This window comes from Aeromicrobium sp. SORGH_AS_0981, from assembly GCF_031453195.1.
In the GTDB taxonomy this organism is placed as follows: Bacteria; Actinomycetota; Actinomycetes; order Propionibacteriales; family Nocardioidaceae; genus Aeromicrobium.
Window position 1 is genome coordinate 1,520,905 of record NZ_JAVIZD010000001.1, and the last position, 22,978, is coordinate 1,543,882.

Sequence of the window (22,978 nt, forward strand, 5' to 3'; positions counted from 1 at the left end):
GCCGCTGTCGAGCGTCGTCGACCCCGGCGGTCGAACCTCGACCTCGCAGGTGGTCCACCTCACGCCGGCCGTCTGAGACATCTCTTGCTCAGGTAAGGCTGACCTAGGTTAGGCTCCCCTCCATGATCCGACGCACGTTCACGCCCCGACGCCTCGCCGCAGCCGTCGCCGTGGCCCTCGCCCTCCCCCTCGCCGCCTGCGGCTCGTCCTCCGACGACGCCTCCTCCGACCAGGCCTGGACCTACACCGACGACCTCGGCACCACGCTCGAGCTCGACAAGGCGCCTGAGCGGATCGTCGCGCAGTCGTCGGTCGCCGCGGCCCTCACCGACCTCGGCCTCGGCGACAAGATCGTCGGCGTCTTCGGCCCGGTGAAGAACGCCGACGGCGACGTCGACAGCCAGGCCGCCGGCCTCGACGTCGACTCCGTCGAGGACGTGACCGGCGAGGGCGAGTACGGCGACATCGACCTCGAGAAGATGGCCGGCCTCAAGCCCGACCTCATCGTCACCAGCTCCTACGTCGAGCCCGACCTCTGGTACATCAACAAGGACGCGCAGACCAAGCTCGACAAGCAGTACCAGACGCTCGTCATCAGCTTCGACGGCAAGACGCTGCCGCAGATCATCGAGTCGACCGAGAAGGCCGCGAAGGCCCTCGGCGCGTCCGACGACGCCGGCGAGAAGGGGCAAGAGGCCTTCGACGCCGCCAAGCAGCGCCTGACCGACGTCGCGGAGGGGGCGAAGCCGTCCATCCTCGCCGTGTCCTACTCCCCGGACCTGTTCTACGTCTCCAACCCCGACGTCAGCCCCGACCTCAAGTACTACCGCGACGAGATCGGCCTCGACATCGTGACGCCGAAGAACCCCGACGAGGGTGGCTACTTCGAGTCCCTGAGCTGGGAGAAGGCCGACACGTACGACGCGGACATCGCCTACTGGGACGACCGCATCGGCAGCGCCGGCCTCGCCGCGCTGAAGAAGGAGCCGGTCTGGGGCAAGACCACGGCCGCCAAGAACGACGCCTACATCCCGTGGACGTCCGTGGCGCCGCCGTCGGCCCAGGCCTACGCCGACATCTTCGACCGCTTCGCCGACGGCCTGGAGAAGTACACCCGATGAGACGCCCGCTGCAGGCCGCGCTGACGGCCGTCGCGCTGCTGCTGGCGACGGCCTGCAGCGGCGGCTCGACCGACGGGTCCGAGGAGGACTGGGCCTTCACGGACGACATGGGCACGAGGATCAGCCTCGACGCGGTGCCCGAGCGGATCGTCGCCTACAAGGGTGTCGCTGCCGCGCTCGCCGACATGGGGCTCGGCGACCGGGTGGTCGGCGTGTTCGGGGAGCCGGCCAACCCCGACCCCGACCTCGGGCTGCAGTCGCCCGACCTCGACATCGACGCGCTGCCCGACGTCACGGGCGGCGAGTACGGTGCGGTCGAGCTCGAGGAGCTGGCCGCGCTCGAGCCCGACCTGATCGTGACCACCACCTACGGCTCCGGCGACTACTGGTACCTCTCGCCCGACGTCGCGAAGCGGCTGGGCGGCACCTACGACCTCGCCGCGATCAACCTCGAGAAGGAGACCGTCGACGGGGTGATCGAGAACAGCGAGCGCCTCGCGCTCGCCCTGGGCGCCGAGGAGGCCGACTTCGAGGCGGGCCACGCCGCCCTGGAGAAGGCCGGCGACGTCGTCCGCAAGGCCGCGAGGGCCGCCGGTGACCCGACCATCATCGCCACGTCGACGACGCCGGAGCTGCTCTACGTCGCGAACCCGCCAGCGTACGCGGACCTGACCTACCTGTCCGACGAGATCGGCCTCGACGTCGTGCGTCCGGCGGCGAAGGACCTCGACGAAGGCGACTACTGGGACTCCGTCAGCTGGGAGCAGGCGGACGCCTACGACGCCGATGTCGCCCTGTGGGACACCCGTGGGGGCGACAAGAACCTCACGACCCTCGAGCAGCAGCCGGTGTGGAACAAGGTCCGGGCGGCGCAGGACGGGGCCTACCTGCCCTGGCGGTTCGAGGTCGCGCCGAGCGCGCAGGGCTACGCGACGATGCTCGAGCTGTTCACCGGCGACCTGCAGAAGCTGGGGTCGTGAACGCGCTGCGCCGTGTCGCGTCCCTTGCGGCAGCCGTGCTGGTCGTCGCCGGGTGCGGCGCCGGTCCCGGCGGCGAGGACCCGGACGCCTGGACGTTCACGGACGACCTCGGCACGAGGATCTCGCTCGACGCGGTGCCGCGGCGCATCGCGGCCAGCAAGGACGTCGCCGCCGCCCTCGCCGACATGGGCCTCGGCGACCGGGTGGTCGCGGTCTTCGGCAAGCCCGACAACCCGGACCCCGACCTCGGGCTGCAGTCGCCCGACCTCGACCTCTCCTCCGTCCCCGACGTGACCGGTGCCGAGGGGTCGGGGACGCTCGACGTCGAGGCGCTGGCGACCGCGCGCCCCGACCTCGTCGTGACGACCCACTACGTCGGCGACGCGCTCTCGTTCATCGATCCCGACACCCGGGCACGCGTCGAGAAGGCCTACCCGATCGCCGCCCTGACCTACGAGGGCGAGACGGTCGAGGGGATCGTCGACAACGCCGAGCGGCTCGGGACGGCCCTCGGGGCCGACCCGGCCGGCTTCGAGGACGACCACGCCGCACTGGCCGCGGCGGGCGACCGGCTCCGCGCCGCCGCACGAGCGGCGGGCGACCCCACCCTCGTCGCGACGTCGACGACGCCCGACCTGCTCTACGTCGCGAACCCCGCGGCCTACGGCGACCTGCGCTACCTGCGCGAGGAGGTCGGCCTCGACGTCGTGGTGCCCGACGAGCGAGACCTCGACGAGGGCGTCTACTGGGACGCCCTGAGCTGGGAGAACGCCGACACCTACGACGTCGACGTCGCGCTGTGGGACACCCGCGGCGGTCGCCAGCACCTGGAGCGGCTGCAGGATCAGCCCATCTGGGGCCGGACCACGGCGGCGCGCGACGACGCCTACCTGCCGTGGAGGTTCGAGGTGGCGCCGAGCGCGCGCGGCTACGCCGACGTGCTCGACGCCTACGCCGACGACCTGCGATCCCTGGCGAGGAGCTGATCCCATGGCCCGCACCCCGACCCTGCTCGCGAGCTACGTCGAGTCACAGGCCCACGACGCCGTGGTGCGTGCCAACGACCTGCTCTCGCCCGGGCTGCGCCGGCTCGTCCTCGCCAGCACCGACTTCCACGGCGCGACGATCGAGCCGTGCGACGTCACCGCGTTCCGGGTGGCCCGCAACGCGTTCCGGCACTACACCCCGGCCCGCGTCGTCGACGACGCGCTGACGATCGTCGTCCAGCGTCACGACCACCCGGGCCCGACGCCCGGCCACGACCTCCTCGAGCGGTGGGTGCCGGGCGACGCGGTCAAGGTGTGCCGGTGGTCGTCGGCGCGGGCGTTCACCTGGGCGCTCGGCGGGGACCGGCCCGTCGTGCTGCTCGGTGACGCGACCGTCATCAGCCTCGCGCTGTGCATGGCCGACCGCGCGGCGCGCGAGGGTCGCGAGCTGCTGACCGTGCTGGAGGTGCCCGGACCCGACGTCGCCGCCACGCAGGCGCTCCTGCCCGACGCCACCGTCCTGCCCGCCCTCGAGGTCCCGGGCGCCGTGGTCGACGCCTGGCTGCGCGCGAACGTCGAGGCGCTGCGTCTGCTGGACACCCCCGTCGCCTACCTGGCCGGCAACGGGCCGGCGATCCAACGCCAGCGGACCCTGCTGCGCGACGTCGTCGGCCTGGACCGCAGGGCCGTCCGCACGCAGCCCTACTGGGCCGAGGGCAAGGTCGGCCTGTAGGGGTCTCCGCCGGTCAGCCGTGCGCCGGTGTCGTCGGCGGCCGGACCACCAGCACGGCGACCACGAGCGCCAGCACCACCGAGGTCAGCGCGAACGGGATCGGCAGCACCGGGTCGAGCAGCACCAGCAGCGCCCCGACCGGGACGACGGTGTTGACCACGGCGTCGGCGTTGTCGCGCAGCGTGATCCACCAGATCCCGAGCACGAAGAGGGCGACGGGGACGGTCACCGTGAACGCCGCCGCGACGTCGGTGAGCTCGGAGTGGTCGGTGAGCACGTCGATCTCGACCTCGATGCCCGCCGAGAGCGCGCCCGCCGCGGCGAACACGACGTAGTGGACGTAGCCGTAGCGCAGCGAGCTCGCGAGCGACGTGATCGCCCGGTGGTGCGGCGGCCAGAAGTAGATCCACCAGAGAGCCGCGGTGGTCACGAAGGCGAGCAGCGCCACCGACAGCAGCGGGACGAGCGCGGTGTCGTCGTGCAGGGCCTCGAGCACGGCGTTCGCCGACCCGAGCAGGCTCTCGCCGAGCAGGATCAGGGTGAAGAGCGCGTAGCGCTCCGTCACGTGGTGCGGGTGCCACGGCGTCGTCTCCCGCCGTTCGGCCACCACCGGCACGGCCAGCTCGGCGAGCAGCAGCACCACGAACGCGACCGGCACCGCGGCACCCGGCAGCACCAGCACCGCGATCCAGAGCACCTGCACCAGGGAGATGCCCGCGGCGTACGTCAGGCACGTGCGGCGCGTGGTCTCGTCGGCGCGCGCGGCACGCAGCCACTGGGCGACCATCGCCACGCGCATGATGACGTACCCGACGATGACCAGGCGCAGGTCGTCGTCCTCGAAGACGGGCTGGATGCCGGCGGCCAGCACCAGGACGCCGGCCATCTGCACGAACGTGAGCACCCGGTAGAGCCAGTCGTCGACCGCGAAGGACGTGGCGAACCAGGTGAAGTTCATCCAGGCCCACCAGATGGCGAAGAACACCATCGCGTAGGAGACGAGCCCGTCGACCACGTGGTCCTCGGTGAGCTGGTGGTGCAGCTGCACCGAGGCCACGCTCACGGCGACGACGAACACGAGGTCGAAGAACAGCTCGAGCGTGCTGGCGACGCGCCCGTCCTCGCCTGGGTCGCGCGGCCGCATCGGCAGCAGGCGCAGGCGCGAGGGCGCGGTGCTCGTACTCATGGGTCCTCCCGACGGTCCCGGTGGTCCGGACCCGGCCATCCTGCCAGCGTCGGGGCGGGCCGGTCAGCCCCTTCGCCTCGGCTCAGTGGTCGTGCGAGGTCGAGCGTCGGACGTCACCCTCCACGCGGTCGGGGCACCTGGCGCACGGTCGTAGGATGGGTCCATGGAGCAGGGCATCCCCGACAAGTTCGCCAGTCTCGGTCTCACGTACGACGACGTCCTGCTGCTGCCGGGCGAGACCGACGTCGTGCCCAGCGAGGTCGACACCACCGCACGCCTCACGCGCGACCTGACGCTGCGCATCCCGCTGCTGTCGAGCGCCATGGACACCGTCACGGAGTCGCGCATGGCCATCGCGATGGCGCGCGAGGGCGGCATCGGCATCCTGCACCGCAACCTCTCGATCGAGGACCAGAGCTACCAGGTCGACCTGGTGAAGCGCACCCAGACCGGCATCATCCCCAACCCGGTCACCATCGGCCCGAAGGCCACCCTGGAGGAGCTCGACGAGCTCTGCGGCGAGTACCGCGTCTCGGGCCTGCCCGTCGTCGACCCCGACGACCGGCTCATCGGCATCATCACCAACCGCGACCTGCGCTTCACGCCCGTCGCGGAGTGGGCCAGCACGCTCGTCGGCGACGTCATGACGCCCATGCCGCTCGTCACCGGCCCGGTCGGCATCAGCCGCGAGGACGCCTCCGCGCTGCTGCGCCAGCACAAGCGCGAGCGGCTCCCGATCGTCGACGACGAGGGACGGCTCGCCGGACTCATCACGGTCAAGGACTTCGTGAAGTCCGAGCAGTTCCCGCTCGCCAGCAAGGACGGCGAGGGCCGTCTGCTCGTCGGTGCCGCCGTCGGCTTCTTCGGTGACTCGTGGGACCGCGCCAACGCGCTGCGCGAGGCCGGCGTCGACGTGCTCGTCGTCGACACCGCCCACGGGCACGCACGCCTCCTGCTCGACATGATCCGCCGCATCAAGGCCGACAAGAACTTCGCCGACATCCAGGTCGTCGGCGGCAACGTCGCCACGCGCGCAGGGTCGCAGGCGCTCGTCGACGCCGGTGTCGACGCGGTCAAGGTCGGCGTCGGACCCGGGTCCATCTGCACCACCCGCGTCGTCGCCGGTGTCGGCGTCCCGCAGGTCTCCGCCGTCTACGAGGCCTCGCTCGCCGCGAAGCCCGCCGGCATCCCCGTCATCGCCGACGGCGGCCTGCAGTACTCCGGCGACATCGCGAAGGCCCTCGTGGCCGGTGCCGACACCGTCATGGTCGGCTCGCTGCTCGCCGGCTGCGAGGAGAGCCCCGGCGACCTCATCTTCATGAACGGCAAGCAGTACAAGACCTACCGGGGCATGGGCTCGATCGGCGCCATGGCCTCGCGCGGCAAGAAGTCCTACTCCAAGGACCGCTACTTCCAGGCCGACGTCGTCAGCGACGACAAGATCGTCCCCGAGGGCATCGAGGGCCAGGTGGCCTACCGCGGCCCCCTCGGTGCCGTCGCGCACCAGCTCGTCGGCGGCCTGCACCAGTCGATGTTCTACGTCGGCTCGCGCACCATCCCCGAGCTGCAGGAGCTCGGCCGCTTCGTGCGGATCACGTCGGCGGGCCTGAAGGAGAGCCACCCGCACGACATCCAGATGACGGTCGAGGCGCCCAACTACGCCGGACGCTGAGCGCGTCCGGGACGGGTTGGTCCGGGGCGCGCCGGTGCTGGGTGAGCGCTGGGGCGTCACCGATGCCGAGACGCGCCTCGCCTTCGGCTGCGACGCCGTGCTGCCAGCGGCGCCGATGCAGGGGTGGAGGGGGGTCACCGTCGACGCCCCGCCCGACGTCGTCTGGGCGTGGGTGCGTCAACTGAGGCTCGCGCCCTACTCCTACGACTGGGTCGACAACCTCGGGCGGCGCTCGCCCCGCGTCCGCTCCGAGCTGCCCGAACCGGTCGCCGGTGACCGCTTCATGCACGCCATGGGCCGCGACGTCGGCACCGTCGTCGCGGTCGAGCCGGGTCGCGAGCTGACTGCCCGGATCGGCCCGTCGCTGATGAGCTACCGCGTCGAGCCGCTGCCCGACCGGCGCACCCGCCTGCTCCTCAAGCTCGTCTCGCGTGGCGCGCGGCCCTTCACCGACCTGTTGTGCCTCGGCGACCTGCCGATGGCCCGCCGGCAGCTCCTCACCCTGCGCGATCTCGCCGAGGCCGAGGCGCGCGCGGGCTGAGCCTGCGCCGAGACCTACTCCGGGCGGTCGAACACGTGGCGGGTGAGTGCCTGCACGTCGCGGTCGAGGTGGTCGAGCCGCTGGTCGACACGGCGGAACGCGGCGCGCATCTCGGTGCGCAGGCCGTCGATCTCGGCGCGGACGGTGCCGATCTCGCCGCGCAGCTCGTGCCGCACCGCCGTCAGCCCCGACTGCAGCGTGCGGTGGAAGGAGGTCATGACGAGGCCGAGGACGGCGACGGTCGTGGTCAGGAACCCGATGATCAGCGTCCAGCTCTGCGCGTCGGTCATGCTCGGCACCCCTCCATCGTCGGCGACGTCAGCGATCCTGCCAAGGGCCACCGACGTCGGTCCAGGCGTACGTCCACAGCCGGGCGGGTCGTGGCGATCGCCGTCGGCACTAGGGTGGACCCATGCCTGAGCTCGACATCGGTGCCGCCAAGCGCGGTCGGCGCGCGTACTCCTTCGACGACATCGCGATCGTGCCCAGCCGGCGCACGCGCGACCCCGAGGAGGTCTCCACCGCCTGGCAGATCGACGCCTACCGCTTCGACCTGCCCGTCATCGCCGCCCCGATGGACAGCGTGATGAGCCCGGAGACGGTGATCGCGCTCGGTCGCCACGGCGGCCTCGGCGTCCTCGACCTCGAGGGCCTCTGGACCCGCTACGAGGACCCGACGCCGCTGCTCGCGGAGATCGCGTCGCTCGATCCCGTCGCCGCCACCGCGCGCCTGCAGGACATCTACGCCGAGCCGATCAAGCCGGCGCTCATCAAGGACCGGCTCGCCGAGATCCGCGAGGCCGGCGTCACGGTGGCCGCCGCGCTCTCGCCGCAGCGCACCAAGCAGTTCGCCGACGTCGTGGTCGACGCTGGCGTCGACCTGTTCGTCATCCGTGGCACGACCGTCTCGGCCGAGCACGTGTCGAGCCAGACCGAGCCGCTGAACCTCAAGCAGTTCATCTACGAGCTCGACGTCCCGGTCGTGGTCGGCGGCTGCGCCACCTACCAGGCCGCGCTGCACCTCATGCGCACCGGCGCCGCGGGCGTCCTGGTGGGCTTCGGCGGCGGCGCGGCGCACACCACCCGCTCCGTGCTGGGCCTGGCCGTCCCCATGGCGTCCGCCGTGGCCGACGTGGCCGCCGCGCGTCGCGACTACCTCGACGAGTCGGGCGGCCGCTACGTCCACGTCATCGCCGACGGCTCGATCGGGCGCAGCGGCGACATCGCCAAGGCGATCGCCTGCGGCGCCGACGCCGTCATGATCGGCTCGCCGTTCGCGCGGGCCACCGAGGCTCCCGGTCGCGGGTTCCACTGGGGTGCCGAGGCCTGGCACCACGAGCTGCCGCGCGGCAAGCGGGTCGAGATCGGCACGGTCGGCTCGCTCGAGTCGGTGCTGTTCGGTCCGTCGTCGGTCCCCGACGGCACGATGAACCTCATCGGCGCCCTGCGTCGCGCCATGGCCACCACGGGCTACACCGAGCTCAAGGAGTTCCAGCGCGTCGAGGTGGTCGTCGCCTGATGGCGACCAGCCCCCCGGACGGCGCCTGGCCGGTCGCCGAGCCGCCCCCGGACCGGCAGCCGCCGACCGCTGCGCGGATCGTCGAGGTCGTGGTCGCCGGGGTGCTGTGGGTCGGTCTCGCGCTCGGCTCCCTGCTGGTCGGCGCTCTCGCGCCGCTCACCGCGATGGCCTCCGACGGCTGCGGCGGCTCCTCCGACGACGGGGCCCTCATCTGCCGTCCGGAGGGCTCGCTGCTGTTCTTCGGCGGCCTGGCGCTGCTCTGGGTCCTGCTGCTCGTGGCGGTGCTCCTCAGCGCCTTCCGGATCGTGCGCGCCGCGACGACCGGACGGCCCGTCTGGCCGTGGCCGTTCGTCGGCCTCGGCATCGCGCTGCTCGGCCTCGTCCTGATGATCCTGGACCTGGCGATCATCACCCGCTGACGGCTCGTCAGGGGTCCGGGCCAGATCACATCGGAATCCGTTGCCGCGAGGAACGGTCCGGGGTCTAGCATGGTGAGGCTGTCCTCACCTGGACGCCCGCACCGAAGGAACCCCCATGCGCCGCACCGTCATCGCCACCGGCCTCGCCGCCACGTCGCTCGTCCTCCTGGCCGCCTGCGCCGAGAAGCCGTCGGAGGCCGACGGCACGGTCTCCGTGAAGGCCGCCGACTCCTCCTGCAAGGTCTCGGCGACGCAGCTCAAGGCCGGCCCCACCACGTTCGCCGTGACCAACGCGGGCTCCAAGGTCACCGAGTTCTACGTGTACGCCGAGGGCGACCGGATCATGGGCGAGGTCGAGAACATCGGCCCGGGCCTGTCGCGCGACCTCGTCGTCGACCTGCCGAAGGGTGACTACCAGGGCGCGTGCAAGCCCGGGATGGTCGGCGACGGCATCCGCCAGGACCTCACGGTCTCCGGCAAGGCCGCCAAGGAGCTGTCGGACTCCGCCGAGCTCAAGGCCGCTGCCGCCAGCTACCAGCGCTACGTCGAGAGCCAGACCGGTGCGCTCATCGACAAGACCACCGAGTTCGTCGACGCGGTGAAGGCCGGCAAGGTCGACGAGGCGAAGGCGCTCTTCCCGCGGGCGCGCACCTACTGGGAGCGCATCGAGCCGGTCGCGGAGATCTTCGGCGACCTCGACCCGATCACCGACGGCCGCGAGCCCGACGCCAAGGCCGAGGGACGCGACTTCACGGGCTGGCACCGCATCGAGAAGCAGCTGTGGGTCGCGGGCAACACCGACGGCATGGACCCCTACGCCGACCAGCTGCTCGCCAACGTGACGAAGGTGGTCCAGGAGAGCAAGGACAAGCCGCTCACGGCGCTTCAGCTCGCCCAGGGCTCGAAGGGTCTGCTCGACGAGGTCGCCACGGGCAAGATCACGGGCGAGGAGGACGAGTTCAGCCACACCGACCTCTGGGACTTCAAGGCCAACATCGAGGGCTCCCAGGCGGCGATCGCCGCCCTGCGTCCGGTGCTCGAGAAGGCCGACCCCGACCTCGTGACCCTCATCGACCAGCGGTTCAAGGCCCTCGACGCCGAGCTCGACCAGTACCAGGACGCCGACACCGGCGAGTGGGCCGGTTACGACACGCTCAGCAAGGAGCAGGTCAAGCGGCTCTCGGACTCCGTGGCAGCGCTCAGCGAGCCGACCAGCAAGGTGGCGGCCGTGGTCGCGGCCTCGGCGTGAGCGAGCGCTCGCCCCTCTCGCGTCGCGCCCTGCTCGGCGCGGCCGGCGCCGGTGCCGTGGCTGCGAGCGTCGCCGGCGGCTACGCGGTCGGCGCGACGCGCGACGAGCCGGTGCGCCCCGACCCCGAGGCGGTCCCGGTCGCGTTCGAGGGTCGGCACCAGGCGGGCATCCTCACCCCGGCGCAGGACCGGCTGCACTTCGTCGTGCTCGACGTGACGACCGAGAGCCGCGACGAGCTCGTCGGCCTCCTGAAGGAGTGGACGCAGGCGGCGCGCAAGCTCACCCAGGGCAACGAGGTGGGCGTCTACGGTGCTGTCGCGGGCGCCCCGGAGGCGCCACCGGAGGACACCGGCGAGGCCCTCGGCCTGCCCGCGTCGGGCCTGACGCTGACCATCGGCTTCGGGCCGAGCCTGTTCGAGCGCGACGGTCGCCCCCGGTTCGGCCTCGGCGACGCGCGGCCCACCGACCTCGCCGACCTGCCGCTGTTCTCCGGCGACCGTCTCGAGCCGTCGCTGACGGGCGGCGACGTCGCGATCCAGGCGTGCGCGAACGACCCCCAGGTGGCCGTGCACGCGATCCGCAACCTCGTCCGCATCGCCTTCGGGCGTGCGTCGGTGCGCTACTCCCAGCTCGGCTTCGGTCGCACGTCGTCGACGTCGGCGGCCCAGGCCACGGCGCGCAACCTGTTCGGCTTCAAGGACGGCACCGCGAACGTGAAGTCCGAGGACCGCGACGTGGACGACGTGGTGTGGGTCCAGGAGGGCGACGGTCCCGACTGGATGGTCGGCGGCTCCTACCTGGTCGCGCGCCGCATCGACATGCGCATCGAGACGTGGGACCGCGAGCCGCTCGCCGGGCAGGAGGCGATCATCGGCCGGGCCAAGGGCTCGGGCGGTCCGCTGTCCGGCGGCGACGAGCACGCGGCGATCGACCTCGGCAAGCGTGGCTCGGACGGCCAGCCGCTCATCCCCGTCACGTCGCACGTCGCCAAGGCACACCCCGACAACAACGGCGGCGCCCGGATCCTGCGACGCGGCTACAACTTCGTCAACGGCACGGACGGTCTCGGCCAGCTGGCGGCCGGTCTGTTCTTCATCAGCTACCAGCGTTCGCCGGAGCAGTTCGTGCGGATCCAGCGCAACCTGGCCGGGCCGACCAACGACGCCCTCAACGAGTACCTCGTGCACCGCAGCTCCGGCTTGTTCGCCTGCCCGCCCCGGCGTCGGGCCGCGCGGCTTCTGGGGCGAGACGCTGCTCGGCTGACCCGCTGCGGTGACGTTCGTCCGACGGACCGTCCGGATGTGACACAAGCCCTGTCGCATTCGACATACCGGCGGTATCCTGGAGGGCATGTCACTCGTCGACGTGGTCCCCGCCTCCCGTGTCCAGAGCCTGACGGCGCTGATCCGCAGCACCAGCGGCGAGACCCGCACGACCACCACCCCGCTCACGGGCGAGCCCGTCGCCCAGATCCCCGTGTCGTCGATCGACGACGTCGAGGCCGCCTTCGACGCCGCCCGGGCCGCCCAGCAGCGCTGGGCGCAGACCCCGCTGGAGGCGCGGTCCGCGGCCCTGCTGCGTCTGCACGACCTCGTGCTGGCGCACCAGGACGAGCTGCTCGACCTCATCCAGCTCGAGTCGGGCAAGGCGCGGGCCCACGCCTTCGACGAGGTCGCCCACCTGGCGCTGACCGCCCGCTTCTACGCACGTCGTCTGAAGAGCCAGCTGACCCCCACGCGACGCAACGGCGCCCTGCCGGGGCTCACGCGGGTCGAGGTGAACCAGGTGCCCAAGGGCGTCGTCGGCATCATCAGCCCCTGGAACTACCCGCTGACCATGGCGATCTCCGACGGGCTGCCCGCCGTCGCGGCCGGCAACGCGGTGGTGCACAAGCCCGACAGCCAGAGCCCGCTCATCGCGCTCGCCGGCGTCGAGCTGCTGCGTCGGGCCGGCATCCCCACCGACGTCTGGCAGGTCGTCAGCGGTGCGGGCTCGGTCGTCGGCTCGGCGATCATCGAGCGCGCCGACTACATCTGCTTCACCGGCTCGACGGCGACCGGCACCCTGGTCGCGAAGCAGGCGGCCGAGCGGCTCGTCAGCTGCTCGCTCGAGCTCGGCGGCAAGAACCCGATGATCGTGCTGCCCGGCGCCGACGTCGAGCGGGCCGCAGCCGGTGCGGTCACCGCCTGCTTCTCCTCGGCCGGTCAGCTCTGCGTGTCGATCGAGCGCGTCTACGTGCCCGAGGCGCTGTACGACGGCTTCCGCGACGCCTTCGTGCGTCGGGTGCAGGCCCTGAGCCTCGGCGCGTCCCTCGACTGGGACGCCGACATGGGCTCGCTGATCTCCCAGAGCCAGGTCGAGACCGTCGCCAAGCACGTCGACGACGCGGTCGCGAACGGCGCCACCGTGCTCACTGGCGGTCGGGCCCGACCCGACCTCGGTCCGTACTTCTTCGAGCCGACGGTGCTCGAGGGGGTCACCGAGGCGGCCGCGTGCTTCGCCGAGGAGACGTTCGGCCCGCTCGTCTCGCTCTACCCGTACCGCACGGTCGACGAGGCCGTCGCGCTCGCCAACGCCGGCGAGTACGGCCTCAACGCCAGCATCTTCGGACCGGTCCGCGAGGCCCGTCGCATCGCCCCGGCCATCAAGGCCGGCACCGTGAACATCAACGAGGGCTTCGCCGCCACGTTCGGCAGCATCGACGCCCCGATGGGCGGCATGCGCACGTCGGGCGTCGGCCGGCGTCAGGGCGCCGAGGGCATCCTGCGCTACACCGAGCCGCAGGCCGTGGCGGTCCAGCGGGCCGTGCCGATGGGCGGGCCGGCGTTCGTCCCCGCGCGGCGCTACGCGCAGGCCCTCACCCTCGGGCTGAAGGTGCTGCGTCGCACCCCCCGCGCCTGACGCCACCGCACCTGCACACCCCGCGTTCCCACACTCCGCAGGACACAGCACCACCTACCCCGCAGCAGCACCACGAGAGGTTCCCATGGGTTTCGACCACGACGTCATCGTCATCGGCTCCGGATTCGGCGGCAGCGTGTCCGCCCTGCGGCTGACCGAGAAGGGCTACAAGGTCGCCGTGCTCGAGGCGGGCAAGCGCTTCCGCGACGAGGACTTCGCCAAGACGTCGTGGCGGCTGCGCAAGTTCCTGTGGCTGCCGCAGCTGGGCTGCTACGGCATCCAGCGCATCGACAAGCTCAAGGACGTGCTCATCCTCTCCGGCGCGGGCGTCGGGGGCGGGTCGCTGGTGTACGCCAACACCCTGTACGAGCCGCTCGACCCGTTCTACAAGGATCCCGCCTGGGGCCACATCGCCGACTGGAAGAGCGAGCTGGCGCCGTACTACGACCAGGCCAAGCGGATGCTGGGCGTCGCGACCTACCCGTTCGAGACCCCGGCCGACCGGGTGATCAAGAAGGTCGCGCAGGACATGGGCGTCGAGGGCACGTTCCACCACACGCCGGTCGGCGTCCTCTTCGGTGACGAGCCGGGCCAGAAGGTCGCCGACCCCTACTTCGGCGGAGCGGGCCCCGACCGCAACGCCTGCACCAACTGCGGCGAGTGCATGACCGGCTGCCGACACAACGCGAAGAACACGCTCGTCAAGAACTACCTCTACCTCGCCGAGCAGAACGGCGCCGAGATCCACCCGATGACGACGGCGGTGTCGGTGACGCCGCTGCCGGGCGGCGGCTACGCGGTCGAGACGCGCCGCACCAACAAGCGCTTCCGCAAGCACCGCGTGATGACCGCCGAGCAGGTGATCTTCTCGGCCAGCACGATGGGCACGCAGAAGCTGCTGCACCGGATGAAGGACCAGGGCGTCCTGCCGAACGTCTCGGACCGGCTCGGGCTGCTGACGCGCACGAACTCCGAGGCGCTGCTCGGCTCCATCGCCGACGGCAAGGACGTCGACTACTCCGAGGGCGTCGCCATCACGTCGTCGTTCCACCCCGACGAGTTCACGCACATCGAGCCGTGCCGCTACGGGCGGGGCTCCAACGCGATGTCGCTGATGCAGACCGTGCTCACCGACGGGAGCCTGCCGACGGCGCGCTGGAAGACGTGGCTCAAGGAGCTGTGGAAGCAGAAGGGCAACATGTTCAAGCTCTACGACCTGCGGCACTGGTCGGAGCGCACGGTCATCGCGCTGGTCATGCAGACCCACGACAACTCGATCACCACGTACACGAAGCGCAACCTGCTCGGCCGGAAGGTGCTGACGTCGCGACAGGGCCACGGCGCACCGAACCCGGCGTTCATCGAGCCCGGGCACGTGGCGGTGCAGCGGATGGCCGAGCACATGGGCGGCACCCCGGGCGGCACGATCGGCGAGCCCTTCAACGTGCCGCTCACGGCCCACTTCATGGGCGGCGCGTGCATCGGCGACTCCCCGGAGACCGGCGTGATCGACCCCTACCACCGCCTCTACGGGCACGAGGGGCTGCACGTGATCGACGGCTCGTCGATCAGCGCCAACCTCGGCGTCAACCCGTCGCTGACGATCACGGCCCAGGCCGAGCGTGCGATGGCCTACTGGCCGAACCGCGGCGAGGCCGACCCGCGCCCCGCGGTGGGCGAGGGCTTCCGCTCGCTCGAGCCGATCGCCCCGAAGAATCCCGTGGTCCCCGAGGACGCGCCGGCCGCCCTGCGCCTGCCGATCGTCGGCGTCAGCTGACCTCCGCCTCGCTGCTGCTGGTTCCCATCGGGTGATGGGAACCAGCAGCTCACCACGGTCCTCCCTCGCTCACCTGCGGATGAACCCGCAGGTGAGCGGGGGATTCCCATGACCTGATGGGAATCAGTCGATGGGCGAGGGCTCAGGCCTCGGGACCGTCGGCGCGGCGCGGCGCGGCACGGCCGTCTCGGTCTCCTCGGAGCGGCCGCGGAGCACGGTGCTGCCCTCGCGGCGCCAGTGGGCGGCCTCCTCGGGGTCGGCGGAGGTGACCGCCTGCAGGTCGGCCAGCACGCCGCCCTCCACGTCCTTGGCCAGCTCGGTCAGGCGGGAGGCGGCGTTGACGGCGTCGCCGATCACGGTGAACTCGTAGCGGGTCTCGTCGCCGACGTAGCCCGCGACGGCGCGGCCGGTGGCGACGCCGATCCCCGCCCGCACGCCCACCAGCTCCGTCTCCAGCCGCTCGCCGATCCGCCGGGCGGCGGCGAGCGCCTGTCCCGCGTGGTCGTCGAGGTGGCGCGGTGCGCCGAACACCGCGAGCACGGCGTCGCCCATGAACTTGTTGACCAGGCCGCCGTGCGCGTCGACCTCGGCGATGATCACGCCGAAGTAGTCGTTCAGCATGGCCACGACCTCGTCGGGCTCACGCTCCTCGGCGTATGACGTGGAGCCCACGAGGTCGGTGAACAGCACCGACACCTCGCGCGTCTCTCCGCCGAGCCGGACGTCCTCCAGCGCCGCCTCGGCCACGTCGCGCCCGACGTGGCGGCCGAACGCGTCGCGCAGCCGCTCCCGCTCGAGCAGGCCCGTCGACATCTGGTTGAACCCCGACTGCAGCATGCCCAGCTCCGAGCCGTCGAACACCTCGATCGTGGTGCCGAACTCGCCGCGCTCGACCCGACGCATCGCCTCGGTGACGCCGGTCATCGGCTGGACGACGGCGCGGGAGGTGAGCCACATGACGAAGAACCCGAAGAACAGCACGACCGTGCCGATGATGAGGGTGACGACGGCCAGCTCGCTCAGGGTCAGCTGGTCGGTCGACAGCGCGAGGATGCCCACCACGACGAGTCCGACGACCGGAGCACCGGTGCCCAGCCACCAGAACATCAGCACGCGGGTCGCGGCGCCGAGACCGCGCGGCCGCTTCATGACCGCACCGCGGAGGGCGCGCGCGGCGATCGGTCGCATCGCGAACTCGGCGAGGAGGTAGGCGATGGTCGTCACCACGATCGACGCGATGCCGACGGTGAGGCCGGTCGAGAGCGCGCGTTCGGGCTGCACGGCGACCGACAGGAGCGTGAAGAGGACCGTGGCCAGCACCCACAGCGTCGCCTGCATGACGGTCAGCGACCGCGCGGCCCGCAGCGCGCGCCGCCGCTCGCGCGACGTCGGCTCGCGGTCCTCGAGGGCCCACCGCTGGGCCCGCACCGTCCGCCGCGTGCCCCACGTCGCGCCCACGAGCACGGCGAGCCCGACGTAGATCGGCACCGCGACCGCGAGGGCCACGCCCATGTCGGCCGTCGGGCGGGGGCTCGGGACCACGAACACCGACAGCGCGACGACGATGCCCGCGCCGATGACGTTCGTGCTGACGAGGAAGAGGGTGAGCAGCAGCTGGATGCGCACCCGCAGCCGGCTGGTGTCCTGCTCGGCCGATCCGAGCAGCACCGAGCCGAACGCGCGGCGGGACCGGGCCGTACGCGCGTCACGAGAGGCCACGTCATTGCCTTCCAGGGCTGGCGGAGGGGACGTCGGGCAGCGTACCGTCAGCATGCTGCGGGCGTGTCCTCCTTCGCTCCAGGTCGTTGGACCGGCTGCGGCGCCCTCCCACCCCCGCGCCGTTCGACCGAGAGGAAGCCATGGCACGCAAGGCAGACCGCGAGACCATCGACGCGCTGACCCGCGTCACCGACTTCGACGCCAAGACCATCGAGAAGCTCGCCGGTGTCGGTCGTCCCGTGAACATCCCCGAGCGCTGGGCCGTGATGATCGAGAACACCCCCGCGGACAAGGCGTACATCATCCTCGAGGGCACGGTGGAGATCCGACGCCACCAGGAGTCCATCGCCGAGCTGGGTGCCGGCGACGTCATCGGCGAGATGGCGCTCGTGAACGGCAAGCTGCGCAACGCGACCGTCGTGGCGAAGACGCCGGTCAAGGCGCTGCACCTCACCGACTCCGACGTCGCCGAGCTGCTGGAGCACGACCCGAACTTCGCCGAGAAGCTGCAGAAGAAGGCCACCGAGCGGCTCGACTGACCGTCCCGCTCCCGGTCGCCCGGCCCGGTCCCTCCCCGGAGGTGCCGGGCCGGCGCGCGTCCGGGCTCAGACCTGCCAGTCCAGGGCGTGCACGACCTGCGTGCCCGGGATCCCCTTGAGGTCGACCTCGCGGCTCTCCAGCACGGGCACGTCCGCACCGTCGGCCTCCAGCGCCTCGAGGACGGTGTCGCTGACCAGCACCTCGCCGCCCTCGGCCTGGGCGGCCACGCGCGCGGCGTAGGCGACGTTGCGTCCGAAGAGGTCGCCGTCGCGGTGCACGGCCGAGCCGCGGTGCACCCCGATCCGCACGGCCACGCCGGCCAGGCGCGACCCCGGCCGGGCGCGGGTGATCCGACGCTGCACCTCGGCCGCGGCGGCGACGGCCGCGGCCGCCGTCGGGAACGCGACCATGAACCCGTCGCCCTGGGACTTCACGACGTGGCCGCCGTGGCGGCCGACCGCACGGGTGACGACCGCGTCGTGCTTGGCGAGCAGCCGCACCCAGCCCCCGTCGCCCAGCTCGTGGTTGAGGGCGGTGGAGCCCTCGATGTCGGAGAACAGGATCGCGACCGTGCCGTCGGGCGTGGCCATGCGCGCGAGGTCGGGCCTTTCGACGTCGGCCCAGCGCGCGAGGTCGTCGATCGAGCTGCGCAGGGTGCCGCCGAGTCCCTTGTCCTTCAGGCTGATCGCCGTGCCCACGACCGTGCGGACGGCGTCGGCGGGTCGCGGCACGGTGAGTCGGGGTCGGGGTCGCTCGGCCTGCAGCGACCGCTTCAGCTGGGTGATCCGGCGACGCGCACCCAGGAGCAGCCCCCACGTCACGACCAGCAGCACGGCCAGCGTGGCCGTGCTGAGGGAGAGGGCGATCTCGAGACCGGACATCGGGACCAATCTACGGCGCGGACGGGGGAGGGACGGGCGCCGCGGCCGCCGGCTCGGGGTGCCGGAACGCACAGGACCCGGCCTGGAGGGAGCTCACGGGCCGGGTCCTGTCATGTGCCACGAGGAGCGGGCACGATGTGGATCTCGCGGGAGGGAGTGTAGCGAGATCCGTCCTGTTCAACGACGCTCCCCGGAGGGGGTTACGAGCCGTCTGAAGAAATTTCTCGACCGATACGATGACGCGGTGACCCCAGACCACGACCTCGTCATCGTCGTCGACTACGGCGCCCAGTACGCCCAGCTGATCGCACGCCGCGTCCGCGAGGCCCGGGTGTACTCCGAGATCGTCCCGCACACGATGCCGGTGGAGCAGATCCTCGCGCGCGAGCCCGCCGCGATCATCCTCTCGGGGGGTCCCTCCTCGGTCTACGAGCCGGGTGCGCCGCAGCTCGACCCGTCGATGGTCGAGTCCGACGTGCCGGTGTTCGGCATCTGCTACGGCTTCATGGCCATGGCCGCCGCGCTCGGCGGCGACGTCGCCCGGACAGGGCAGCGCGAGTACGGGCGCACGGCCGTCGAGGTGCTCGACCCGGGCACCCTGCTCCAGGGCCTGCCGAACAGCCTCACGTCGTGGATGTCGCACGGCGACGAGGTCGTCGGCGCGCCCCAGGGCTTTACGGTGAACGCGCGCTCCCCGCGTGCCACCGTCGCCGCGTTCGAGGACATCGGACGCCGGCTCGCGGGCGTCCAGTGGCACCCGGAGGTGCTGCACTCCGAGCACGGCCAGCAGGTGCTGGAGCGCTTCCTCGTCGAGATCGCGGGCTGCCGCCAGACGTGGACCAGCGTCAACATCGTCGAGGAGCAGGTCGAGAAGATCCGCGCCGAGGTCGGCGACGCGCGCGTCATCTCCGCGCTGTCCGGCGGTGTCGACTCCGCCGTGTCGACGGCGCTCGTGCAGCGCGCGGTCGGTGACCGCCTCACCGCCGTGTTCGTCGACCACGGGCTGCTGCGCGAGGGCGAGGCCGAGCAGGTCGAGCGCGACTACGTGGAGGCCACCGGGGTCGACCTGAAGGTCGTCGACGCGCGCGAGCGGTTCCTCGGGCACCTCGACGGCGTGAGCGACCCCGAGACCAAGCGCAAGATCATCGGTCGCGAGTTCATCCGCGTGTTCGAGGAGGCCGAGCGGGAGGTGCTCGCCACCCCAGGGCCGCCGGTGAAGTTCCTCGTGCAGGGCACGCTCTACCCCGACGTCGTCGAGTCCGGCGGCGGCGAGGGCGCGGCCAACATCAAGAGCCACCACAACGTCGGTGGCCTGCCCGAGGACCTCGAGTTCTCGCTCGTCGAGCCGCTGCGCACGCTGTTCAAGGACGAGGTGCGCGAGGTGGGCCGCCAGCTCGGCATTCCCGAGGCGATCGTCGGGCGCCACCCGTTCCCCGGCCCGGGCCTCGCCATCCGCATCGTCGGAGCGGTCGACGCCGAGCGTCTCGCGATCCTGCGTCGCGCCGACGCGATCGTGCGCGAGGAGACGACGGCCGCCGGCCTCGACGGCGACATCTGGCAGTTCCCGGTGGTGCTGCTCGCCGACGTCCGCTCCGTGGGCGTGCAGGGCGACGGTCGCACCTACGGCCACCCGATCGTGCTGCGTCCGGTGTCGAGCGAGGACGCCATGACCGCCGACTGGAGCCGCCTGCCCTACGAGCTGCTCGAGCGGATCTCCACCCGCATCACCAACGAGGTCGAGGACGTCAACCGCGTCGTCCTCGACATCACCAGCAAGCCCCCGGGCACCATCGAGTGGGAGTAGTCACCCCGTCGCGAGACGGATAGGGACGGGGGCTCAGGCCTGGTAGACGTCGGGCACGCCGTCGCCGTCGTCGTCGCGGGTCTCGCGCTCGTGGAGGCGACGGTACGTGCGGTTGCGCGACCGCAGCACCACGACCGCCAGCAGCGCCGACGTGAGGGACCCGAGGAGCACGCCCACCTTCACGTGCTCGTCGGCCTCGCTGCCCGGCCCGAACGCGAGCTCGCCGACCAGCAGCGCGACGGTGAAGCCGATGCCGGCGAGCAGGCCGACGCCGATCAGGTCGGTCCACGTCAGGTCGTCATCGAGCTCGGCGCGGGTGAACCGAGCCGTGAGCCAGGTCGCGGCCAGGACGCCGAGCGGCTTGCCGAGGACCAGCCCGGCGACGATGCCCAGGGTGACCGGGTCGCGCAGGGCCTCCACGAACCCCGACGCCCCCTCGACCGCCACACCGGCGGAGAAGAACGCGAACACCGGCACCGCGAACAGCGAGGACACCGGGCGCACGACGTGCTCGAGGTGCTCGGCCAGGCCGGGGCCGGACTCGCCGTCGCGGCGCAGCACCGGCACGGTGAAGCCGAGCAGCACGCCCGCGACCGTCGCGTGGACGCCCGACTCGTGCACCAACGCCCACGCGACGACGGCCAGCGGCACGAGCAGCCAGGGTGAGCGGACGCGGCGCTGGACGAGCAGCCCGAACAGGCCGATCGGCACGAGGGCGGCCGCCAGCCAGAGCACGTCGAGCTCGGCGGTGTAGAAGAGCGCGATGATCGTGATGGCCAGCAGGTCGTCGACGATGGCCAGCGTCAGCAGGAACAGCCGCAGCGCCGTCGGCAGGAACGACCCCACCACCGCCAGCACGGCGACGGCGAACGCGATGTCGGTGGCCGACGGGATCGCCCAGCCGACCAGGCGTCCCTCGGGGTGCAGTCCGTTGATCGCCAGGTAGAGAGCTGCCGGGACGGCCATGCCGCCGACCGCCGCGACGATCGGCACCGCGGCGCGCGAGGGGTCGCGCAGGTCGCCGGCCACGAACTCGCGCTTGAGCTCCAGGCCGACGACGAAGAAGAAGATCGCGAGCAGGCCGTCGGCGGCCCAGGTGCCGAGCGAGAGGTCGAGGTGCAGCGCCGACGGCCCCACGACGGTGTCGCGCAGCCGTGCGTACGCGTCGGTCGTGTTGGCGGCGACGAGCGCGACGAGGGCCGCGGCGACGAGGAGCGCGCCGCCGAACGTCTCGGCGCGGACCAGCTCGCCGATGCGCTGTGCCTCGGGCCAGGAGCCCCGACCGAACAGACGGGGGCGGGTGGTGTTCACAGAGGATCGTCCTCCAGGGGTCGACGACAGGACGCCGACCAGACTTCCCGGCACACCAGCTCCCATCCTACCGTCGAATCGCGCGGGGTCGGTGGGCGAGGCTAGCCTGCGGGGATGCCTGACGTCGCGCTCGCCGCACCCAACGAGGCCGCCGCCGACGCCGGCGCGCTGGTGGCTCGCGCGGGCGGCAACGCCGTCGACGCGGCGCTCGCCGCCGCGCTGGTGACCATGGTCAACGAGGTGGGCCTGGTCTCGCTCAGCTCGGGCGGCTTCGTGACGGTGCAGCCCCAGGACGGGTCGAGCCCGGTCACCGTCGACGGCTGGATGGACATGCCCGGTCGTGGAGCGGAGGCCGCGCGCGGCTCGGGCACGTGGGACGTGACCACCGAGTACGGCGGCGGGGTCACGGTCACGATCGGCGCCGGCTCGGTCGCGACCCACGGCGCGGTGGCGGCGTTCGAGGAGGCGCACCGCCGGTGGGGGAGCGTCCCGTGGCGCGAGGTCGTGGCACCGGCCGTCGACGTGGCCCGGGGAGGCTTCCGGCTGGGCTCGGCCTCGCGCTACTACCTCGACTACGTGCACGACGGCATCTACGGCTGGGACCAGCAGAGCCGGGCGGCCGTGCACGACGTCGACGGCACGGTGACGCGCGGGCTCGTGGTGGTCGCCGACCTCGCGGCCTCGCTCGAGCTGATCGCCGAGGAGGGCGCCAGGGCGCTGCACGCCGGCGAGCTCGGACGACTCATCAGCGACGACGTCGTCGCGCGCGGCGGTCTGCTGACCCGCGAGGACCTCGAGGCGTACCGGCCGGTGGTGCGGCCCGCGTTGCGCGTGGAGCTCGGCGACTGGACGCTTGGCACCAACCCGACGCCGGCGATCGGTGGGGTGTGCGTCGCGGCCATGCTGCGCCTGCTCGACGGCGTGCCGCGCGGCGTGGCGGACGGACGGTGGTCGACCGCCGACGTCGACCGCCTGGTCGAGGTGCAGCGGGCGGTCCTCGGGCACCGGCTCGACGTGCTCGACCACAGCGACGACCTCGTCGCCGACGCCCTCGCCTACCTGGCGTCGGTCGACGACACGGTGCGCTCGTCCGGCTCCACGGCCCACGTGTCGGCCACCGACGGCGACGGCGGCGCGTGCTCGGTGACCGTGTCCTCGGGCTACGGCTCGGGGATGGTGGCCCGCGGCACCGGCATCTGGCTGAACAACTGTCTCGGCGAGCAGGAGCTGAACCCGCGGGGGCTGCACGGCCTGCCGGCGGGCACCCGGCTGCTGTCCAACATGGCGCCGACCGTGGCCCACCACCGCGACGGCGCGGCCCTGGCGATCGGGTCGCCGGGGGCCGACCGCATCTCGACGGCCGTCGCGCAGGTCGTGGCGGGCTTCGTCAACGGCGGACTGCCCCTGCAGGAGGCTGTCGACCACCCGCGGGTGCACGTGCACCGGGCCGGCCGGCCCGACCAGGTGGTCAAGGTCGAGGAGGCGGCCGACCTCACGATGTACTACGGCGGCGTGGCCGCGACCCTGCTGCGGCGCGACGCGACGGGCGCACTGCACCTCGAGGCCGCCGCCGACCCCAGGCGCGACGGCGCGGTGCGTCTGGTGCGCAGCGCGTGACATCGTCGCTGTCACGGTCCTA

At 72.2% G+C, this 22,978-nt stretch carries 19 protein-coding genes and 1 pseudogene; 15 read left to right on the top strand and 5 right to left on the bottom strand.

From position 1 onward, the window contains the following. Positions 1-122: 122 nt before the first annotated feature. Genes QE370_RS07780 through QE370_RS07795 form a run of 4 tightly spaced genes read left to right on the top strand, consistent with a single transcriptional unit; the run spans position 123 to position 3,820 of the window. Positions 123-1,121, top strand: coding sequence for an ABC transporter substrate-binding protein (locus tag QE370_RS07780; RefSeq protein WP_309634007.1), 999 nt, complete (start codon positions 123-125; stop codon positions 1,119-1,121). After that, entirely contained in the window at positions 1,118-2,101 is a 984-nt protein-coding gene (locus tag QE370_RS07785; RefSeq protein WP_309634008.1) for an ABC transporter substrate-binding protein, read from the top strand. The genes QE370_RS07780 and QE370_RS07785 overlap by 4 nt, the downstream gene beginning before the upstream one ends. Then, positions 2,098-3,087: an ABC transporter substrate-binding protein gene (locus QE370_RS07790; protein WP_309634009.1), complete on the top strand. Its 990-nt coding sequence runs from the start codon at positions 2,098-2,100 to the stop codon at positions 3,085-3,087. Before QE370_RS07785 ends, QE370_RS07790 begins: the two co-directional genes overlap by 4 nt. A gap of 4 nt (positions 3,088-3,091) precedes the next feature. Further along, positions 3,092-3,820, top strand: a complete 729-nt coding sequence (locus QE370_RS07795; protein ID WP_309634010.1) for an SIP domain-containing protein — start codon at positions 3,092-3,094, stop codon at positions 3,818-3,820. A 13-nt stretch (positions 3,821-3,833) separates the two neighbouring features. Here QE370_RS07795 and QE370_RS07800 read toward each other — a convergent pair whose 3' ends face one another. Beyond that, on the bottom strand, positions 3,834-5,006 hold the full coding sequence (locus QE370_RS07800; protein ID WP_309634011.1) for a low temperature requirement protein A: 1,173 nt from the start codon (positions 5,004-5,006) through the stop codon (positions 3,834-3,836). Positions 5,007-5,169: 163 nt separating this feature from the next. On the opposite strand from QE370_RS07800, the gene guaB reads away from it, so the two are divergent. Together guaB and QE370_RS07810 are read left to right on the top strand one after the other, a co-directional pair. Further along, the gene (gene guaB / locus QE370_RS07805) at positions 5,170-6,678 is read left to right on the top strand and encodes an IMP dehydrogenase (protein WP_309634012.1); all 1,509 of its coding nucleotides are present in this window, start codon (positions 5,170-5,172) and stop codon (positions 6,676-6,678) included. Between the two features lie 34 nt (positions 6,679-6,712). Then, positions 6,713-7,219: an SRPBCC family protein gene (locus tag QE370_RS07810; protein WP_309634013.1), complete on the top strand. Its 507-nt coding sequence runs from the start codon at positions 6,713-6,715 to the stop codon at positions 7,217-7,219. Positions 7,220-7,233: 14 nt separating this feature from the next. On the opposite strand, the gene QE370_RS07815 is transcribed toward QE370_RS07810, so the two are convergent. Then, positions 7,234-7,518 (bottom strand): hypothetical protein, encoded by a 285-nt coding sequence (locus QE370_RS07815; RefSeq protein ID WP_309634014.1) that lies wholly within the window; start codon positions 7,516-7,518, stop codon positions 7,234-7,236. 113 nt (positions 7,519-7,631) lie between these two features. Between QE370_RS07815 and QE370_RS07820 the strand changes: the two genes are divergently transcribed. From QE370_RS07820 to QE370_RS07845, 6 genes and pseudogenes are all read left to right on the top strand, one after another. Continuing rightward, positions 7,632-8,738, top strand: a complete 1,107-nt coding sequence (locus QE370_RS07820) for a GuaB3 family IMP dehydrogenase-related protein (protein WP_067854215.1) — start codon at positions 7,632-7,634, stop codon at positions 8,736-8,738. Next, positions 8,738-9,157, top strand: a complete 420-nt coding sequence (locus QE370_RS07825) for a hypothetical protein (RefSeq protein WP_309634015.1) — start codon at positions 8,738-8,740, stop codon at positions 9,155-9,157. Before QE370_RS07820 ends, QE370_RS07825 begins: the two co-directional genes overlap by 1 nt. 115 nt (positions 9,158-9,272) lie before the next feature. After that, positions 9,273-10,406, top strand: coding sequence for an iron uptake system protein EfeO (gene efeO / locus QE370_RS07830; RefSeq protein WP_309634016.1), 1,134 nt, complete (start codon positions 9,273-9,275; stop codon positions 10,404-10,406). 56 nt (positions 10,407-10,462) lie between these two features. Further along, positions 10,463-11,590, top strand: a pseudogene (locus QE370_RS18175) (Dyp-type peroxidase); the annotation flags it as partial. 166 nt (positions 11,591-11,756) lie between these two features. After that, a complete protein-coding gene (locus QE370_RS07840; RefSeq protein WP_309634018.1) occupies positions 11,757-13,307 on the top strand; it encodes a succinic semialdehyde dehydrogenase in 1,551 nt (516 codons plus the stop codon). 85 nt (positions 13,308-13,392) lie between these two features. Further along, entirely contained in the window at positions 13,393-15,084 is a 1,692-nt protein-coding gene (locus QE370_RS07845; protein WP_253022539.1) for a GMC oxidoreductase, read from the top strand. A 123-nt stretch (positions 15,085-15,207) separates the two neighbouring features. Here the strand turns inward: QE370_RS07845 and QE370_RS07850 are convergent, their stop codons facing one another. Next, entirely contained in the window at positions 15,208-16,803 is a 1,596-nt protein-coding gene (locus tag QE370_RS07850) for an adenylate/guanylate cyclase domain-containing protein (RefSeq protein ID WP_309634019.1), read from the bottom strand. A 140-nt stretch (positions 16,804-16,943) separates the two neighbouring features. Here QE370_RS07850 and QE370_RS07855 point away from each other — a divergent pair, with 140 nt between their 5' ends. Beyond that, the gene (locus tag QE370_RS07855; RefSeq protein WP_067854232.1) at positions 16,944-17,342 is read left to right on the top strand and encodes a cyclic nucleotide-binding domain-containing protein; all 399 of its coding nucleotides are present in this window, start codon (positions 16,944-16,946) and stop codon (positions 17,340-17,342) included. Positions 17,343-17,408: 66 nt separating this feature from the next. Here the strand turns inward: QE370_RS07855 and QE370_RS07860 are convergent, their stop codons facing one another. Beyond that, positions 17,409-18,224 carry an adenylate/guanylate cyclase domain-containing protein gene (locus tag QE370_RS07860; RefSeq protein WP_253022535.1) on the bottom strand — a complete coding sequence of 272 codons (816 nt, stop codon included), beginning with the start codon at positions 18,222-18,224 and terminating at the stop codon, positions 17,409-17,411. Positions 18,225-18,468: 244 nt separating this feature from the next. On the opposite strand from QE370_RS07860, the gene guaA reads away from it, so the two are divergent. After that, entirely contained in the window at positions 18,469-20,028 is a 1,560-nt protein-coding gene (guaA, locus tag QE370_RS07865) for a glutamine-hydrolyzing GMP synthase (RefSeq protein WP_253022523.1), read from the top strand. Positions 20,029-20,061: 33 nt separating this feature from the next. Here the strand turns inward: guaA and nhaA are convergent, their stop codons facing one another. Further along, positions 20,062-21,339: a Na+/H+ antiporter NhaA gene (nhaA, locus tag QE370_RS07870; RefSeq protein ID WP_309634020.1), complete on the bottom strand. Its 1,278-nt coding sequence runs from the start codon at positions 21,337-21,339 to the stop codon at positions 20,062-20,064. A 114-nt stretch (positions 21,340-21,453) separates the two neighbouring features. Here nhaA and QE370_RS07875 point away from each other — a divergent pair, with 114 nt between their 5' ends. Then, complete coding sequence (locus tag QE370_RS07875; RefSeq protein ID WP_309634021.1) at positions 21,454-22,956, top strand: gamma-glutamyltransferase; 1,503 nt, start codon at positions 21,454-21,456, stop codon at positions 22,954-22,956. Positions 22,957-22,978 lie beyond the last annotated feature (22 nt).

Coding starts and splice junctions, on each gene's coding strand:
- QE370_RS07780 (WP_309634007.1), top strand. CDS start 123: ATGATCCGACGCACGTTCACGCCCCGACGCCTCGCCGCAGCCGTCGCC.
- QE370_RS07785 (WP_309634008.1), top strand. CDS start 1,118: ATGAGACGCCCGCTGCAGGCCGCGCTGACGGCCGTCGCGCTGCTGCTG.
- QE370_RS07795 (WP_309634010.1), top strand. CDS start 3,092: ATGGCCCGCACCCCGACCCTGCTCGCGAGCTACGTCGAGTCACAGGCC.
- QE370_RS07800 (WP_309634011.1), bottom strand. CDS start 5,006: ATGAGTACGAGCACCGCGCCCTCGCGCCTGCGCCTGCTGCCGATGCGG.
- guaB (WP_309634012.1), top strand. CDS start 5,170: ATGGAGCAGGGCATCCCCGACAAGTTCGCCAGTCTCGGTCTCACGTAC.
- QE370_RS07820 (WP_067854215.1), top strand. CDS start 7,632: ATGCCTGAGCTCGACATCGGTGCCGCCAAGCGCGGTCGGCGCGCGTAC.
- QE370_RS07825 (WP_309634015.1), top strand. CDS start 8,738: ATGGCGACCAGCCCCCCGGACGGCGCCTGGCCGGTCGCCGAGCCGCCC.
- efeO (WP_309634016.1), top strand. CDS start 9,273: ATGCGCCGCACCGTCATCGCCACCGGCCTCGCCGCCACGTCGCTCGTC.
- QE370_RS07840 (WP_309634018.1), top strand. CDS start 11,757: ATGTCACTCGTCGACGTGGTCCCCGCCTCCCGTGTCCAGAGCCTGACG.
- QE370_RS07845 (WP_253022539.1), top strand. CDS start 13,393: ATGGGTTTCGACCACGACGTCATCGTCATCGGCTCCGGATTCGGCGGC.
- QE370_RS07855 (WP_067854232.1), top strand. CDS start 16,944: ATGGCACGCAAGGCAGACCGCGAGACCATCGACGCGCTGACCCGCGTC.
- QE370_RS07860 (WP_253022535.1), bottom strand. CDS start 18,224: ATGTCCGGTCTCGAGATCGCCCTCTCCCTCAGCACGGCCACGCTGGCC.
- QE370_RS07875 (WP_309634021.1), top strand. CDS start 21,454: ATGCCTGACGTCGCGCTCGCCGCACCCAACGAGGCCGCCGCCGACGCC.